At 38.7% G+C, this 16,662-nt stretch carries 16 protein-coding genes; all 16 read right to left on the reverse strand.

What is annotated here, in order from left to right; translation table 11 throughout:
- Positions 1 to 469: 469 nt before the first annotated feature.
- The 16 genes from NSS95_RS12695 to NSS95_RS12770 all read right to left on the reverse strand — a co-directional run bounded on the left by NSS95_RS12695 (position 470) and on the right by NSS95_RS12770 (position 16,662).
- Positions 470 to 1,651, reverse strand: coding sequence for an ABC transporter permease (locus NSS95_RS12695; RefSeq protein ID WP_315958678.1), 1,182 nt, complete (start codon positions 1,649 to 1,651; stop codon positions 470 to 472).
- Positions 1,648 to 2,331 carry an ABC transporter ATP-binding protein gene (locus tag NSS95_RS12700; RefSeq protein ID WP_014097348.1) on the reverse strand — a complete coding sequence of 228 codons (684 nt, stop codon included), beginning with the start codon at positions 2,329 to 2,331 and terminating at the stop codon, positions 1,648 to 1,650. The genes NSS95_RS12695 and NSS95_RS12700 overlap by 4 nt, the downstream gene beginning before the upstream one ends.
- Positions 2,332 to 3,390 (reverse strand): efflux RND transporter periplasmic adaptor subunit, encoded by a 1,059-nt coding sequence (locus NSS95_RS12705; protein ID WP_014097347.1) that lies wholly within the window; start codon positions 3,388 to 3,390, stop codon positions 2,332 to 2,334.
- Positions 3,391 to 3,462: 72 nt separating this feature from the next.
- Positions 3,463 to 3,660 carry a hypothetical protein gene (locus NSS95_RS12710; protein ID WP_014097346.1) on the reverse strand — a complete coding sequence of 66 codons (198 nt, stop codon included), beginning with the start codon at positions 3,658 to 3,660 and terminating at the stop codon, positions 3,463 to 3,465.
- A gap of 15 nt (positions 3,661 to 3,675) precedes the next feature.
- On the reverse strand, positions 3,676 to 3,903 hold the full coding sequence (locus NSS95_RS12715) for a DUF5970 family protein (RefSeq protein WP_014097345.1): 228 nt from the start codon (positions 3,901 to 3,903) through the stop codon (positions 3,676 to 3,678).
- Between the two features lie 13 nt (positions 3,904 to 3,916).
- The gene (locus NSS95_RS12720; protein WP_340713932.1) at positions 3,917 to 4,441 is read right to left on the reverse strand and encodes a stage II sporulation protein M; all 525 of its coding nucleotides are present in this window, start codon (positions 4,439 to 4,441) and stop codon (positions 3,917 to 3,919) included.
- Positions 4,434 to 5,135, reverse strand: coding sequence for an ABC transporter ATP-binding protein (locus NSS95_RS12725; protein ID WP_014097343.1), 702 nt, complete (start codon positions 5,133 to 5,135; stop codon positions 4,434 to 4,436). The genes NSS95_RS12720 and NSS95_RS12725 overlap by 8 nt, the downstream gene beginning before the upstream one ends.
- Entirely contained in the window at positions 5,122 to 6,438 is a 1,317-nt protein-coding gene (locus NSS95_RS12730) for a hypothetical protein (RefSeq protein WP_158657236.1), read from the reverse strand. The genes NSS95_RS12725 and NSS95_RS12730 overlap by 14 nt, the downstream gene beginning before the upstream one ends.
- Before the next feature lie 396 nt (positions 6,439 to 6,834).
- Entirely contained in the window at positions 6,835 to 7,173 is a 339-nt protein-coding gene (locus NSS95_RS12735) for an uberolysin/carnocyclin family circular bacteriocin (protein WP_014097341.1), read from the reverse strand.
- A 93-nt stretch (positions 7,174 to 7,266) separates the two neighbouring features.
- Complete coding sequence (locus tag NSS95_RS12740; protein ID WP_265114716.1) at positions 7,267 to 8,820, reverse strand: IS5 family transposase; 1,554 nt, start codon at positions 8,818 to 8,820, stop codon at positions 7,267 to 7,269.
- A 106-nt stretch (positions 8,821 to 8,926) separates the two neighbouring features.
- On the reverse strand, positions 8,927 to 9,508 hold the full coding sequence (locus NSS95_RS12745) for a hypothetical protein (protein WP_340713933.1): 582 nt from the start codon (positions 9,506 to 9,508) through the stop codon (positions 8,927 to 8,929).
- 645 nt (positions 9,509 to 10,153) lie between these two features.
- Positions 10,154 to 12,127, reverse strand: coding sequence for a hypothetical protein (locus NSS95_RS12750; RefSeq protein ID WP_061565116.1), 1,974 nt, complete (start codon positions 12,125 to 12,127; stop codon positions 10,154 to 10,156).
- Between the two features lie 225 nt (positions 12,128 to 12,352).
- The gene (locus NSS95_RS12755) at positions 12,353 to 12,709 is read right to left on the reverse strand and encodes a hypothetical protein (RefSeq protein WP_014097337.1); all 357 of its coding nucleotides are present in this window, start codon (positions 12,707 to 12,709) and stop codon (positions 12,353 to 12,355) included.
- Positions 12,706 to 13,401: an ABC transporter ATP-binding protein gene (locus NSS95_RS12760; protein ID WP_014097336.1), complete on the reverse strand. Its 696-nt coding sequence runs from the start codon at positions 13,399 to 13,401 to the stop codon at positions 12,706 to 12,708. Before NSS95_RS12760 ends, NSS95_RS12755 begins: the two co-directional genes overlap by 4 nt.
- Before the next feature lie 297 nt (positions 13,402 to 13,698).
- Positions 13,699 to 14,349, reverse strand: coding sequence for a response regulator transcription factor (locus tag NSS95_RS12765; RefSeq protein WP_225620915.1), 651 nt, complete (start codon positions 14,347 to 14,349; stop codon positions 13,699 to 13,701).
- 30 nt (positions 14,350 to 14,379) lie between these two features.
- Positions 14,380 to 16,662: a sensor histidine kinase gene (locus NSS95_RS12770; protein WP_340713934.1), complete on the reverse strand. Its 2,283-nt coding sequence runs from the start codon at positions 16,660 to 16,662 to the stop codon at positions 14,380 to 14,382.

Genomic DNA, 16,662 nt, shown 5'->3' on the forward strand with positions numbered 1-16,662 from the left:
CCCGGCTTTGACGGTATCAGGGAAAAACCGTAATACCTGCCTTTTGTAACGATAAGGCATTCGCCAAAGCCTACTCCGGAATCGTTTCGGTTTGGAAGCTCGGAAGCCCATTCGCCTGCACGTCATCACCGGTTCACACCACCCACCGGCTCTCTTTGGAATCCACACAGGTTACTCTTCTTCTTCATCGCCTGAAAAATGTTTCATTGATTGATTATTATCTTAATGCTGAAAATAAAAATTGTCAACCTTCATTTCAAAAATTTTTTTATTTTTTTCAGCCCATTTTTCCAAGTAACATTTGGCGGACAAACCTTGTCTTTCTTGTGAAAAAGTGGCTTAGCCTGCCCGGGAAAAAATACGCGAAAGGGCACGCATGGCCACTTCGTTCGAAGAAGGGGTCCGGTTAGGACATTTTACTTTGCACATTCATCATTGTTTAGACCACTGTATTCTTCCAATCAACATCCTAACGCAAAATATCGATCAAGTTCTTATTGGCTGCATTTTTAGCCGGCAATATGCCAAATAGAATGCCGACAAAGGTAGAGACGCAAAAAGCGAGTAAAAAGCTTCCTACACCGATCACGGCACGGAAAGGTAAGAAGAGCGAAATAAGCCACGCGAGTCCACCACCTATCCCAAAACCAATCAAGCCGCCTATTCCCGTCAACAACACCGCTTCCAAAAGGAACTGGAATAAGATATTCTTTGGGGTTGCGCCGATAGCGAGACGAATGCCAATTTCCCGGGTACGCTCAGAGACAGAAATATACATCATGTTCATTACACCAATCCCAGCAATAAACAGCGAAATCCCGGCAATTGCGCTAATGAAGTAGGTTAAACTGTTAATGACTGATCCAATGCCTTTCAAGATTGACCCCATTTCTATATGCTCATAGCTTCCCTGCAAATGATGGCTGCCCTGCTTGTTGAGCAGGCTGACGATTTTTTTTGTTTGTTTACTGACGTTCTCCCCGCGATTGAAGACCAGTTTTAATTTATTTCCTACGTTGCTGATATTACTTTTCTCATAAACGTTTTTGGGAATCATTATATCATGAAAATCATCGGCATTTTCAAAGACTCCGATAACATGGTAGCTAATCCCATTCACGATGACAGCCGTATCTAAAGCACGATTGGGTTGAATGTAAATAGAAGCCGCCAGTTTTTTTGAAATTAAAGCAACAGGATCAGCGAATGTGATATTATTTTGAGAGATATTATGGCCAGCAGAAATCTCTTGTTCCGAAGAAGAACGTTTAAGAAGCTTTACTGTTACGTTTTGTTCGCTACCATTTAGCGAAGCCTGGACATCGACTGTCCCATTGTCATCGTTAATAATATGAGCCTCTGCCAGTCCGAAGCTTGCCCCGGCGGAATTTAATAACGATAGATCCGACTCATTAAAACCAGATTCGGCCGCGTTCAAATCGTCAGCATGATATTCCACGACAGTTGACTGCTTGCCCGAATTGGACGCCTGTAAATTTTTAAGAGTTGCTTTCTCAACGCCTTTACCTAAGGAAATAATCGTAATCACCGAGGCAATGCCGATAACGATGCCCAACATTGTTAAAATACTTCGCCTTCGATTCGCCAAAAGCGAACGTATTGCAGTAAAAAACAGTTCGGCTGCCCTCATTTGCTGACGCTCCTATCGCTTTCAATCCGGCCATCCATAATTTGAATCATACGCTGGCTCTGGCTGGCAACTTGGTAATCGTGCGTAACCATAATAATGGTGGATCGTAATTTTTGATTTAAGTCAAGGAACAGTTTTAAAATCTCTTGCGAAGTATGCCTGTCAAGTGCGCCTGTGGGCTCATCGGCCAGTAAGAAACTTGGCTTGGATATAAGGGCGCGGGCAATGGCAACACGCTGTTGCTGGCCGCCCGACAGCTGGGACGGCAACTTTTTAGCAATTCCTTTTAAATGCACACTTTGCAATACATTATTCACTCGTTCGCCGATGTCCTTTCGGCGGTATCCGGCATAAAGCAACGGTAAACCAACATTCTCAGCAACCGTTAAATTCGCAATCAGTTTAAAATTTTGGAAAACGAAGCCCACGTTTTGATTTCGCAACTTTGCATAGTCTTTTGATGACTTGCCAATTACCGAATTCCTCTTAAACAAGTATTCACCCTCAAATTGATTATCAAGAAAGCCAATGATATTAATGAGCGTTGATTTGCCCGAACCCGACGGCCCCATAATTGCCACGAACTCTCCTTGATTAATTTCCAAAGAAATATCCTTCAGCACATGAATTTTTTCATCTCCTTGTTGATAATACTTGTTGAGCCGTTCTAATCGAATCAATCAGTTCACCTTCGCTCCATCTTTTAGTCGTTTGTCCGGATCAGCCACAATACGATCGCCGGGGTGCAATCCGCTTTTGAGGGTGTAGAAACCGTTCTGTTTCTCTACCGCCACAGTGCGAAAACGTGCTTTTCCATTTACGACTAAATAAACGGCCGTTTGACCATTCTTTTTGATAATGGCTTTGCTCGGAAGCTTTATTTGCTTTTGTGGTATTGTGATTTGCACGCTTTGGCCTGCCATAAAGCGGCGATCCACATCGACCGTGAAGTCATACATTGAAAAGCCTTTCTTAGTAGCGGTTTTTGAGGGTATTTTGGAAATAAACTGAATGGTTGTGGTCTGCCTCTTCCCGTTTGCCAAGGCCTTAATAACCACTTTACTCCCTACACGCAACTTGTCATAGTCATATTCGGAAACACTCGACTGGACCTCTAAAGCATCCGAGCTGATGCTGTATTGCGATTGGCCGCTATTATTAGTGGAAATACTCACCACACCATCAAACGGTGCTTTTAACCTGCCCTCCACTCTATTCTCCAGCTGATTTAATTGATCCTGTTGATTTTGCAAACCAGCTTCTGTATCTCGATAGGTATTCTGATCTCTTGCAATTTCAAGATTCAGCTCCTCTTTATTCTCTTCTTGGTGTACTGCTGATAATTTCTTTTTAAGATAAGCAATGTTTTGTTTTTGAACCGCTAAGTCGCGCTGCATTTTTAAAATACTCTGTTTCACGTCAGTAATCTTCTCTATGATTTCGTTATTATGGGTTGTTAAGAGAACATCCCCTTTTTTCACTTCATCACCGTTCCGTACATTTACTTTTTGTACTGTACCATCCGGTATTTGCAAATTCTGTGTCTGCTTTGCTGAAACCTTCCCTGTTTCAACTAACGCCGGAGTATATTTGACCACATATTGCTGGTAATGGGGTTCGCTTTTTAAACTTGCATGCGTCCTTAAAACAATTACCAAGCACAGCACTCCAAAAAGGGCGGCAATAATAATCAAAGCAATAATGAGATTTTTCTTCCCGTTAGCTGTCTCTTCATTCATGATAAAACCTCGTTCATAAATATGTTTTTATTTCTTGTTAATAAATGTGGCTTAAAACGCAACTATGGAAATCTACTTTTTAAAATCGATAACGGCAATGACGGCTGTTATTAACGATATGCAAAGTGCGAGGAGGCCAAAAATAACTGCCACCATATTTAATGTTCTATCCGGAAGATTCCAACCTATAAGTTCAAAAACCGGCTTGACTGTAACTGCTAGAATAAAAAATATAAGTGCAACTATAAAAATTGCATACTTGTTAACCAACTATCCCATCTCCTTTCAGGCAAAATATAAAAGAACACTGCCGATTAAGTTTACAATAAATACTGTGATAAATAGTATTCGTGCAAAAATCTTTTTAAATGGGCTAAACAAAAACATATATAAACCAAATAACCCGAAAGTACTTACTGGCAATAAAAATGGATAATAATGGGATATAATCAATCCGAAAGCTAAAACAAGCGGAATTCCAATCAAATATAAGATTTCACCTATTTTTTTCATTTTCCTATCCTTTCTATTTGAATAATGGTGTCAAATAGGTTTCTATTAAACCGCTGATCATAACAAATAGCATTACCACAATTAGTAATAGCAGTATATTTGTAAAATAATCTTTGATAAAGTTGCTGATATTTTTCTTGTGGAACAATTGAGGAATTAGAGCAATACCTTTAAAACCAATTACTCCACTTACAATTAAAGCAGGAATTTCGAATATTCCATGTGGTAAAATCAATAAAACAATTTTTAATACACCAAAGTCCAGATTATTCATAATGGATTCGCCAAGGATTAATCCATTTGTAAATAAATATAAAATTGTAGTTAAACCAAACGTAAAAAAACCGGAAATGATCAGACCGCACGCTAATAAATTATTGTAAATTAGATGTATCAGACTGGATGTTGTATTTAAACTTCCGCTTTTATTAACTGGATCAGCGGATGTGATACCGTATACAAAACCCGAAACATAGATTGCTGTTGTAATCGTCAACAAAATCCAATTGTTTCTTAGAATAGAGGGAACTTTATACATATATGTTTTCTACTTCCTCCTCTAATTTATCCAAGCTATAATCTTGCACGGTTATTTTTCTGGCAAGTTTGCCTTCATGGATGATTGCTATTTGGTTGCAAACAGAATGAGCTAATTCTAATAAGTGAGTTGTTATGAGCACTGTTTTTCCTTTATCCGTGTAATCTTTTAGAAATTTCCTTATAACCTTACTTGATTTTAAATCTATTCCCGTAAGCGGTTCATCTAATATTAAAATTTGAGGCTCATGTATTAGAGCAGCCGCTATCGAAATCTTTTGCTTCATTCCATGAGAATACGTTTTTATTAATTGATCTTTCTCATTATACAATTCAAAATCATTAAGGATATTCGCGGCAAATTCGACAATTTTCTTTTTTGGCACATTAAACATTCCGCCAACAAAATACAGATACTCTTCTCCCGTAAGATATTCGTATAAAATAGCGTGATCCGGTACAAATCCTATAAGATTTTGCAATGCATAATTTTTAATGTCTTGTTTTTCTCCATTTATGGTGACTTCCCCACTATCAGGAACCATCATCCCTGCAATAATTTTTAACAAAGTTGTTTTCCCTACACCGTTTGTCCCTAATATTCCAAAAAAATCGCCGTCTTTAATTTCCAGAGAAAGCCCCCTCAGAACAATTTTTTTATCGAATCGTTTTTTAATATTTTTAATCTCTATCATTCAAAATGTACCTCTCATTCATGTTAATCTTTTTTAGATATAACATAGAGAATAAATAATTAAGTAAAGTAAAAACAATCATAACTGTCCCAAGGCTTAAAAGTATAATTGAAGAAAAAGTACTGAATTTCATTAACAGGAAACTGACGAGACTTATCATTTGTAATATAATGACAAAGATACATCCTTCGTAGATATGTTGAAATGTTTTTGCTTTACTTGATTCCCCGATTTCATAGAAATGCTCCCAATTCTTTTTGGGATACAGTAAAACACTACTTGTTTGAATAAGGCTATATAAATAACCGTTACACAAAAATATAATAAAAAATACAAAATGAATCAGAATGAAATAAGGTTGCCAGAAAAAAGAAATAAAAGTTAGAAAAATCGTTAGAAACCAAACAATAAGATTATAATTTCTTAATTTTGGTTTTGCTAATTCCCATAAATTAAATACATTAGAATAAAAAATATGGTAATTTTTTAAATCTAATTCAACGGAAAGAATCATTTTTATTGCATCTCCAACAAGCTGATAGAACAATGAAGAAATTAAAAAAGCGGAAATAATCGATGCTTGAACAGGATAGCCACTAAAGTATCTTAAGATAAAAGGGAAACCAAATCCAAGAAAAAACATAACCAAAAATAGCATGTTGCCAAGATTTCTAAAAAAGAAACCATCGATTCTTAATAGAAAAGCTCTATCTTTATGTAAGATACAATAAAATATTTTCTTTTTATTTGCTAGCGGTATTGTGTTTGAGTAAACTCGATTATTTAATTTCGTGTACTCTATTAAGTCGAATCTCTCTAAAGTTTTGCTCCATATTATATATACAAGCACACATGAAACCGCCAAAATTGAAACAATGATTAAGTCGGTGGAAATGTTATTTTTACAAATTACTTGATAAGGGTTTGCCACTTTAAAATAATAAAATATTTTAGTATGGGATAATTCATACAGGGACTGTACAATATTAAATTTATTCAGCAAATAAAATCCGAAGAAGCCAATAATCACAGGTACCAATAGGTTGATAATTAATGCAATTATTTTTATAATGGATGATTTTAATGCTCTTGACCATAAAATTGATAAAATATATGGAATGTAAGAGAATAACAACGACAAGAAAAAGTTAACAAAGAAATACATAAGTACTATGAGAAGCAAATCAAATATACCGATAATTGAGTTTTGGGTTAGGTTTAAAGCTAATAAAACGGGTATTAATATTAAAATACTTGTTAGCATTGCTTTTTCAATAGTTTTATATACTAAAACAGATTTCAACTGAACAATCCTAATCCTTCTATTTTGATGGATTAACTTTCTTTCATCTTTTAAAAAATAGTCTCTATTGTTTTTGAAAAAACTTAGGGACGAAGCGATTTGTTCAATGAAAATGAATACCAACAGTAACTGTAAATATGTATTTGGGAGCATGTATTTCTTACTAATATAAAACGACAAAATAAACACTAGTAATGAAGTGAGAAAGATAAAGGATAATAAAGCATAAAAGGCCTTTTTAACCCCAATATGATTCAGATTCCAATCGTCTAATTTTTTTCTTGTCTTTGAGAGTATATTAAATTTCACAATATAATACAGTATACTATAATTATTATTTTTCATAAACTCGTCAACTCTTTCTTCAAACTAAAAAAGGGGGGCAGGTAATGCTAATTACCAAGCAGCCGCGTACTTTTTACCGTATTTTTTGATCATCGCTTTAGCAGTAGCGACAACAGCGTAAGAGATAGCTCCAGCGCCTGTTACAACACCAATTAAAGAAATAATTGATGCAATCGTTGAAGCAGTATCGATAATATCGATAGCCTTCTTTGCTGCGGCGGTGGAAATGCCAAGGGTGCTTGCTAAGTAAGCATTGCCAGGCAAAACTGCAGTTTGATGAATAGTGATTTGTAGTGTGCTGATATACGCAACCGATGACAGAGTGGCGAGTACCAGCCCAATTACCACAAACAGAAATACCCTTTTTTTGTTAGTTAAGCTATTTACCATACATTTCACTCCAATCTTAATTTTTATATATATAGTTTAATAGCCCCCCCCATTATTAAACTATATAGGGCTTGCTGAACGAATCAAATTTGGTCAGATACAAGCCAAATTCCGATTATCAAAATATAAAATAGTGTTGTGTAAAAATTTCAAAAAAAGAACCCTGAGCTTGCGCTCCAGATTCAGTATGAGGAATTGAAGGGCTACTACTGTTTCGCTGGTCTCCTGAAGGCGTGCTCGAATAAGGCCCAGCCCATACTTGCGCTTGCCTTCGCCAAATTTGCCTTCAACGGCATTACGTTCAGAGGCATCCTGCCTTGCGACGCGTTCCAAGGTTTTGTCTTCCGTTCTGGATGGGCGTCCTAACCTTGGCCCACTCAGACGAATGCCAAGAGATTTGCAGTATGCCAGATTATTACGGTTTCGGTAAATTTTATCTGCCAAGATCGCTTCCGGATAAAATCCGAACCGGTTGTAGTAGTTTTCAACAGATTCCTTGAGAGTGGTCCCTTCATTGTAATTTTCCCAGTCGAGGTGCTCAATCAAGGCATAACCATCTACGACACTGATGGCGACTTTTGAACCGAACTCCACGTTCGCTTTTGCCTTGCCGCGCACAATTGGACGGACATGTGGCTGGGAAATGCTTACAATCCGGTGGTCAACCCGGTGTGTTTTCTTTTTGTACATTTCTGCCTGTTGGCGGTAAAGTTCATGAATCACGAGAAGTTGCCTGTATTCATCTTTGCTTAAAAGAGACAGAGAGCTTTGGGAAACAAGATTTTTAATGATCTCCAGATCTCGTTTCACATATCCGAGCTGTTTGCCTACAGCTTTCCGGATTTTCCGGGCGCCAGCTTTACGTTGCTTAGCGACAGAAAGATAGTCCTTGCGGGCTCTTTTTCTGTAGGTCCGTGGCTTACGTAATTTCCCTTTGTGTGGTTCATGCAGGACATCAATGATATGTTCCAATTTCTCACGGGCTTCGTTCAACAACCCGAGGTCTGTAGGGTAAGCAATATCAGCCGGTGCACAGGTTGCGTCCAAAATGAGCTTTCCTCTGTTCTTCGTTTTGGGAGAAGCCGATTCAGTTGAATGCTTTTCTGAATCGGAACCGGAAGGCTGAAGATCGCCACGATCATGATCATGATCATTACGATCTTCATCATCATGATCGTCATCGTCGTGATCCTGATCATCATTGTTGTCGTTTTCCTTAGATGCTTCTTCCAATTGGCGTTTTTGTTCTTCCAGAACGATCCATTCATTCAGTTCGTTGATGATATTTGCGCCCAAACGTTTTCTAAAACGAGTCATCAGAGAATGGTCGAATGGGGCTTTTTCCTGGAATTCAGGCAAGCCGATAAAATACTGAAGATACGGGTTTTCTGTGATCTGTTCGACTGTTTCCCGGTCAGACAGCCCAAGCCGTTCTTTGATATAAAGAGCCCCAAGAGCGATTCTGACAGAATAAGCCTTTTCGCCTTTGAATTTCTTCTTGAAGGACTTGGCATACTTTTCTTCGGCCATCCACCAAGGAATCATTTCAGCAAGACGGACCCAGCGATTTTCTTTATTTAATTTCCCACCGAATGGTAGAAAAAAATCATCTACAAAAGTTAATTGATGTTCGGTCTTTTTGTACATCGTAACAGCCTCCAAGTGCAAGGTTTTTTACGTGTTTCCTTTGAAATCCTTACACTTTATATTCGACAAATACAGCCAAAATCCTTGTCAAATCTGGAATTTTTGCTTATTCAGCAAGCCCTATATAATTTAAAAAATAAGAGAGACCGATATTCACAAATTTAATCAGCAAATAAATGAGTGTTAAATAAAATACTTTTTTTCTGTTGCTTGATAAAATATTAACTCCTAAAAGGAAAAATAAAACAGTACTTAACCATAAAAAAGGATCCGCTATTTGTGAAAGAAAACTCTGCTTTCCAACAATATAGATTTTGCTTGTATTTGCATGAAACAGATTTACTATGCCTGCTATGACAAGTTTAAATGAAAGAAATAATGAAGTTAGGGAATAAACTAATAAATAATCTTTTTTCTTTTTTTTAATTCCAAACAGGAATCCAAAAAAAGCAACCACTAAAGCTCCTATTAATATGCCAACTATTGACGTAAGCACCGTAAAACTTTGAACAGCATAAAATATTACATTAATTGAAGAGCCAAGATGATTTTCTTTATCAACCTGAGACCAAAACAAATTTAGCGCTTTTTGATGAATACAGTATTGAAAAAAAGCATTAAATATTACTATAAAAAATAAAGAAATAAAAATCCAATAAGTATTTGATGATGTTATTTCTTTTTTCATTTGTTTATCTCTCCATTAATTGTTTAATATTGTTAATAGTTGAATTCTTCAATCCTTTTTCCTCAACCCATAAGAAAATCAAGGATATTTTTTATCAGTTATTAAGGACATTAAAAACTTTAGAAAGATACACTAATCAATGTATCTGATACTCATATTTTAATAGGCCCTAGAGCCATTGTCACCGAAATCTTTGTGTGGTATTACCGAAAAATTTGTGTGGTATCACCGAAAAAAAGTGGACAGATGCTACCCAAACATTGATGGCTAATACAAAAAAGCGGAATTCTGTGCGAATCCGCTCTATCCATGGATTTTTATATGAATCAGCGAAATAATCCTCATTTTTTTACTCTATCTGCTGGCCTCAGGCATGTACCTTATTTTTGTTTTAATTTCAAATGTCTTTTATTATTCCTTATGTTCTACAATGGTTATTACCCTAGAAACAATAGTAGTAAAAAGAATAATCCAGCGATTTCCCTAAAAAGAAAGAAGTCCCACAAAAATCTCAATCCAAAAAATATTTCATAGAATGAAAAGTTGGAAACCAACTTCGTTTATATAACAGAAAACAGTTCAGATTGCACATTAAATAAAATGACCATTTAAACATTTTTCATATAAAATTGTCTGAGACTGCCATCAAATTCGACGTCTGATAACACCATTGAAACAATAGCGCGTAGCAAAAAGATGACTTAACGGTACGACAAGCAATCCATATACTGCTATCACAAGTACGGCTTCCATCGCATCTGGCCTTTGTAGCATGACAACAATGCCCGCAAGGCCGGTACCAATTAGCAATTCCTTGACCACACGATTCCATAAAATCCGTGCCCAAGATTGACCCGCCAACCGAAGCGGGAAGTCATGTTTCGCCCGTAATATCGCGGTAATCAACGCACTGATCACTGTTGCGACAGTGAAAGCAACCACCAAGGCAATCAGCGCAAAGCTCTGCAACCTTACAACATTCGCTGCAAACTGCGCTTGAAGAATCCCATCTTCAGCAATGTAAGCAATATGAAGTTCACCATGAATGCCGTGTTCGCGTAACGCGCGCACATCAAGGCCGTGATTTTTTAACAATTGCTGTGTAGCAGCCACACCGGTAAACACAATGTTACTAGTTGAAGCCATGGAGGTTAGTGTAGAATCGTTAAATGCATCATAAATCGATGGCACAACAACGACCAGGACATCGTCAGCAAAGTGAAGACTTTGGCCCCCACCTCCTTGGGCCACTGGTAACTGAAACCCTTTTACTGGTTGCATAAACTGAAGCTGTCCGAATGATTCCCTAGAAAAACCATGCCTTGATAGAAGTTTAGTCTCTTCACGAACCATTTGAATGAGTCCCTTTGGAATACTACGATAAGGTACCGGTTTAACAGCTGACTGTGGTGCACCCTTAGTCACTAGGTCGAGCCAACGCTGGTTCACGAATGAGACTGCTGAATACTTTCCAGAATCAGCCGGTAACCCCATTTCTTTGGTAAAAGTATAAGATAGAGCAACCTTATCACGCGATTCAGCTTCTTTTACTAATTTGCCAATTTGGGGTTCCAAGCTGTCCATTTCATCAACATCTGTTGCAAATACAATGGCGACTTGGTCTGCCAATTGCTTCCACTGTGCCATTTCAGCTGCCATAGCTGAAGAGTGTTTGTATGTAGACCATGCGGGTCCGGCCGCAGCAACCACCAGTAGAAAAGTTAATACTTGAATCACAATTGCCGCTACACGCAGGCTCTTTACTGCTGGTTGTCTGGTGGCAAGCATGGTGGCGCTCGGCCAGGCAGAAGCCGACATAACAAACGCTACGAATAGGGATACACCGATGATTGCAACTTGTAGACTTACTAAAGCTTTGAGAAAGGCACCTACGTACATCCAGCCATGAAATATACCTACATAGCCTGCTGAAACCACCACCACGACTAACGCCGCAAGCAGTAGTGCACCACCGAACCCTGATAGATCCTGCATTTGGATTTGTACGGTTGGACATCCACCTAAAACACGGAGCGCTCGCCCGCGTGCTCTCAACGACAACCAAAACAACGCCAGTGCGGCGATTAGCGCAAAAGCTGCAACAACAGCAGCAGCAAATCCCCTTTCCCGCACCACAAATTCTAGACTGCGAAAAATTGACGCATCCGTACGACTCACCTTAACACCTGATTGCTTTAACGAGTTCACCAACTCATTCAAGTGGGTTTCCTTTCCGGTCACTAAATATAAACCATCAGGGTAAGAAGTGGCAAGTCTCTCCTTCCCAACGATCTTACCTGTACCTTCGCCGCCAAACCAAGTAAATTCCTTGGGGTAGCCCTCATTGTTAAGTGCCACGAAAATCTGAGCATCGCCATCCCCCTCAAGATCCGGTGCAACCTTGACTAGTCCCAGACCCCAGCGTGGATCTAATTTCTCCAACGTGTCAAATGCCTTAGTAATGGAAATATTTGATTCGCTAAAGTCTAGGCTAATCCTACTCCCAGTATGAATGGCTTGTGGAAAGTCTCGATCATATAGGCCTGTGATAATTGCAGCGAGCAACGCAAGTAGTGCAAACAAGGCACTCGCAACCACCACGATAATACGCTTATACACAGATAAACCCTCCATGAACGTCAGAAACTCGACTCACCGTTTCCCAATGTTTTTTATTATTATTGTTGAGCCTCTGTGTAATAGCGAGGATTAGCAGATCATGTTTTTTCATTTATTCCTTTCCTTCCTTCACACTGTTATTCGGCCAACATATTTAAAAAAACAAATGAATTATTGCCATGCTGTTTCCTAATGTAAAAAGTCATCCTACGGTGGAAATAGGCATTAGTTCTTCACCAGATATACCGGGACCCCGAACCCGTTTCGACGGCTGAGAAGATCATCAATCGCTTTACGCTCAGTTTTTGTACCATATTTCACCATGACCAGTCCCCGGTTCTGGTCTTTGGAGCAAGGCCTCCCCACTTCAACTGTAATGTCATCCCCTATTGATTTTATCTCCTTAGTAAGTTTTTGATGGCTAGCAATCGCCTCATCTACCTTCGACACAGTCGGCAGCTGATTGCACGGCGGATGCGTGTCCTCTGAGCCTGAGAACCAGCCGTTCAGTAACGCAAGCGCTCCCACTATTAGCAACAAACCGACAACCACACCAATAATTTTCTTATGAACCGGCTTCATAAGGTTTCTCCCATATTACCAGTTAAATCAGTAGAAGACGGATTATGTAATGAACTGTTAGAACCGACTTCATATTTGGCACCACATGCGTTAATCATCTCGGAATCGTGCGTTGACACAATCACTGTACGACCACTCAGAGCAAATTTTACCAACAAATGGAAGACTTTTTTCCGATTGACTGCGTCAAGAGAAGCAGTAGGCTCATCAACAAATAGAAGCTCCGCATCCTTGTAAACAGCACGCGCTAAAGCTAATCGCTGTTTTTCTCCTCCGCTTAGGTGACCGGCCAGCTCCTTTTCCCGGCCCTGTAAACCTGTTTGCTCAAGTACCTTCGCCAAGCGTTCGCGATTTCCCCTGAAACGCCGACCAAACATACTTGCATGCATGGTTACATTGAAAGCAATCGACTCCTCATCCATGATTCCGTAATCTTGAAGTATGAAGGCTGCGTGATCACACCAAAATTTGCGTCGTGCCGATGAATTGTACTTTGTAACATCTTTTCCATTAAATAAAATCTGGCCTTGATCCACCGGGAGCAACAACCCAAGGCAGTGCAGAAGTGTGGTTTTCCCACACCCACTGGGACCAACGAGAGCTGTCATGGTTCCGGAATTGCAACGTACTGACTCAGCATGCAGCACGGGTACTCCTCCAATTGAAACGGAGATGTCCTTGGCTTCGATCAACTTTTCATCCTCCAATCAAATTTGATATAAAAAAAGACATCACCAACACACAGTACAAATGACCTAATTTACTTTGCACTGAGGGGATCCTTAATTGTCAAAAAAGTGCCTAAAAAATGACACGTTTATTTTAATTGACAAAAGAGCCATTGTCACCGAAATTTTTGTGTGGCATGACCGAAATCTTTGCGGGGTATCACCGAAATTTTTGTGTGGTAACACCGAAAAAAAGTGGACAGCTGCTGCCCAAACATTGGTGGCTAATACCAAAAAAGCGGAATTCTTTGCAAATCCGCTCTATCCATGAATTTTATATGAATCAGGCGAAATAATCCTCATTTCTTTTACTCTATCCGCCACTTGTTCTCTGGAATGAATGCCCAATTTTTTATAAATGGAGCGCAGCTGATACTCTACAGAACGTTGAGTGATGTAAAGTTTAGCAGCAATTTCCTTGTTCGTATCACCGTCAATTAAACACTCAATAATTTCTATTTCTCTTTCACTAAACAGATTTTCAGTTTCCTTTTTCAACCGGAGGGTGTAAACAGACTCTTTCACAAGGGTATTTGGAAAAATGCTATATCCACTGATAACGGCATGGACAGCGTTAATTAATGTATTCACTGAGGCCGTTTTACTGATAATCCCGGAAATGCCTTCTTCAATTAATTGATCCAACACAATAGCAAGTTCTGAATCAAAACCCGTATAAATAATAATTTTAGCTTGCGGCTGTAATTTGATTATTTTTTTTGATATTTCCAGACCGTTCACTTCAGGAAAACTCCAGTCAATAAGAAAAACATCATAATTCGCACTCTCTATCTTTTCTTTTAAATAATCAGCAGAAAAAATGGCTTCCGCTTCAAATCCTGCGTTTTGCAGCAAACTCTTCGTACCGCTTGCCACTAAACGATGATCATCAATGACAAGTATGGACGCCATCATTATACTCCTCCTTGTAAAACTGGCTATTTATAAACCTCGGCTGATTGGCCAGACAATTTCTAAATGTAGCCCTTTCCTTTCGTTTCCTGTTTTAAGTGAGTCCATGTTTAATTGCCCGCCGGTAATGGCTACACGCCCGTTTAAACCTGGCCATCCCATCGTGCTGAAATGAGGCTGGTGTTTGAGTATATCTTTGTCTATCCCAATCCCATCATCATCGTAAATCAGAACATACTTCGTGCTTTCTTCAGCCAAAATTAAGCTTACATGCTCCGCTTGGGAATGCTTGATCGCGTTGTTTAACAGTTCTTGGACAATACGGTACATGTTGATTTCAAGTTCACGATCAAAAATTGTAAAATACTGATCGATATGCATATGTAAAGCAAATGATGATTGTTTTTGCACTTGAATGCATAATTGATTCAGAGCAAGAGGCAAGCCCATTTTGTGAATAAATTCGGGATGTAAATCATGAATGATTTCCCGCAATGTTTTAATGTTATTTAAAATGCCCACACGAATTTCGGACAGCATGTCAATCACAAATGGGTCAGCACAACCAGCACTTTTTATATCAACATCCCTCGCCAGTGCCAGCATCTCTTGTATGATCGTATCGTGCAGATCCCTTGACAATTGCCTGCGTTCGCGCTCTGAAATATTGAAAATTGCTTTTTTTACTGTATGCGGCAGCAAATACCGGCCTTTTTCCAAGCTTAATAATCCGATAAGATCTTCAGCCTTGTTCTGATTCTCAATCACAACCTGTGCATAGTTCAAAAGCGTCTCGAGCCAAATTTTTTCATCGGGATTGAGCTTTCTTCGCATTTTCCAACGTCCGTATAAAAAAATCGTGCCGCTTTTGTCATGATACAAGTTCATTTTAAACCCGTGCGCATCCGCCTGAAGACGTTCCGTGCTCTCATTCGCCAGCCAGTGATAACGTGCCACACTCACTTTGCGATTGTCGAGTAAAGAAATAGCTTCCCCTTTCTGATCGACCTTTACTAAAGTCACTTCCTTAGCTGGCAGACAGTTTTCAATTTCCCGTTTCAAAATAAAAGCTAAATTATCCAGCTTATGCTCCGACTTCATCCATTGCAAAAAACGATTCAAGCTCATTTGAAAATCCTGCCGTTTTGGAAACATAATTTTTCTAAACCGGTATTCGACATAATCTTTTATATATAAAAACAACAGTATAACAGTAAAAACGAACAGAGCCAGGCGTGTAATCCTAAATATATTGCCCGACAGTTTACCCGGATCAAAAGCGAGCGTTCCCGTTAAAATAACGGACATTATCATTAGGCTCATCAAGCAATAATAGTGCAGCCGGTTGATAATAAAGGACAAATCAATCATTTTATAAGTCAGCACCAAATAGCCCGTTGTAATTGGTAAAAAAACAAGAAAAGGTGTTGTCCACTCCCATGGCATGATTGAATCCTTGAAAATGACGATTGGAAGTGCGTAAAGTGTGACAAATGGCATAAGGGCAAGGAAGATACCCGTAAAAAGCACCTGTAATGATTTTTTCACCTCACTGTTTTTCGTTTGATAATATAATCGAAAAACAGAGATCATAAGAATGATAAAGACAACGGGCACAAAAAACAGTTCAAGCGGATAATCGGCGGCGATTACCCGGTTTATCAAAACAAGTCCGGCGCCTAAATATAGAAAAGAAAGCACATGGTTTGAAACCAGTCGTGATGAGGAATGATAATAATTTCGCAAAAAATGTAGCAGCAATACCAGACTGATACACATAAATATCCCCACTGTATACCTGCTCCAATTGTAGATTCGGGAATTGGCACTAATATTTAGTAATACGGGGGCGATTACTGCTAAAAAAAGGATCAGGACTGGAATTGACTTGTTTTTATCCAGAAATTTAAATAAAAAACATCCTAAAGAAAAACAAACCAAAAAGAAAACCGATGGAACAAGAAAATAATAAATCATTCCAGTAACAGGCTGATGATTATCTATTTTATATTGTACATCCTGGTTCCCGCGTTCTATCGTTATTTTCTTAGCGTCACTAATAATCTCCTTATGTTGGACGGATGGCTTTTTTGTTGGAGAACGTCCGTCAATAAGCCGGATAACATCCCCCCTGTAAATGGACTGTTCAGAAGCCCACCCGTACGGATCTACACTGTCCACCACGATTTGATGATCCGCCTTTTTGACAATAATGCCTATGTATGGATACTTAAAAATAACAAACACAAAATACGTAGCAAGTATAAACGACAAAAATAAACCAGTTAGCAAAAGAAAGCGCATTCTAATCAT

The organism is Weizmannia sp. FSL K6-3076 (assembly GCF_038007245.1).
Lineage (GTDB): Bacteria > Bacillota > Bacilli > Bacillales > Bacillaceae_C > Weizmannia > Weizmannia faecalis.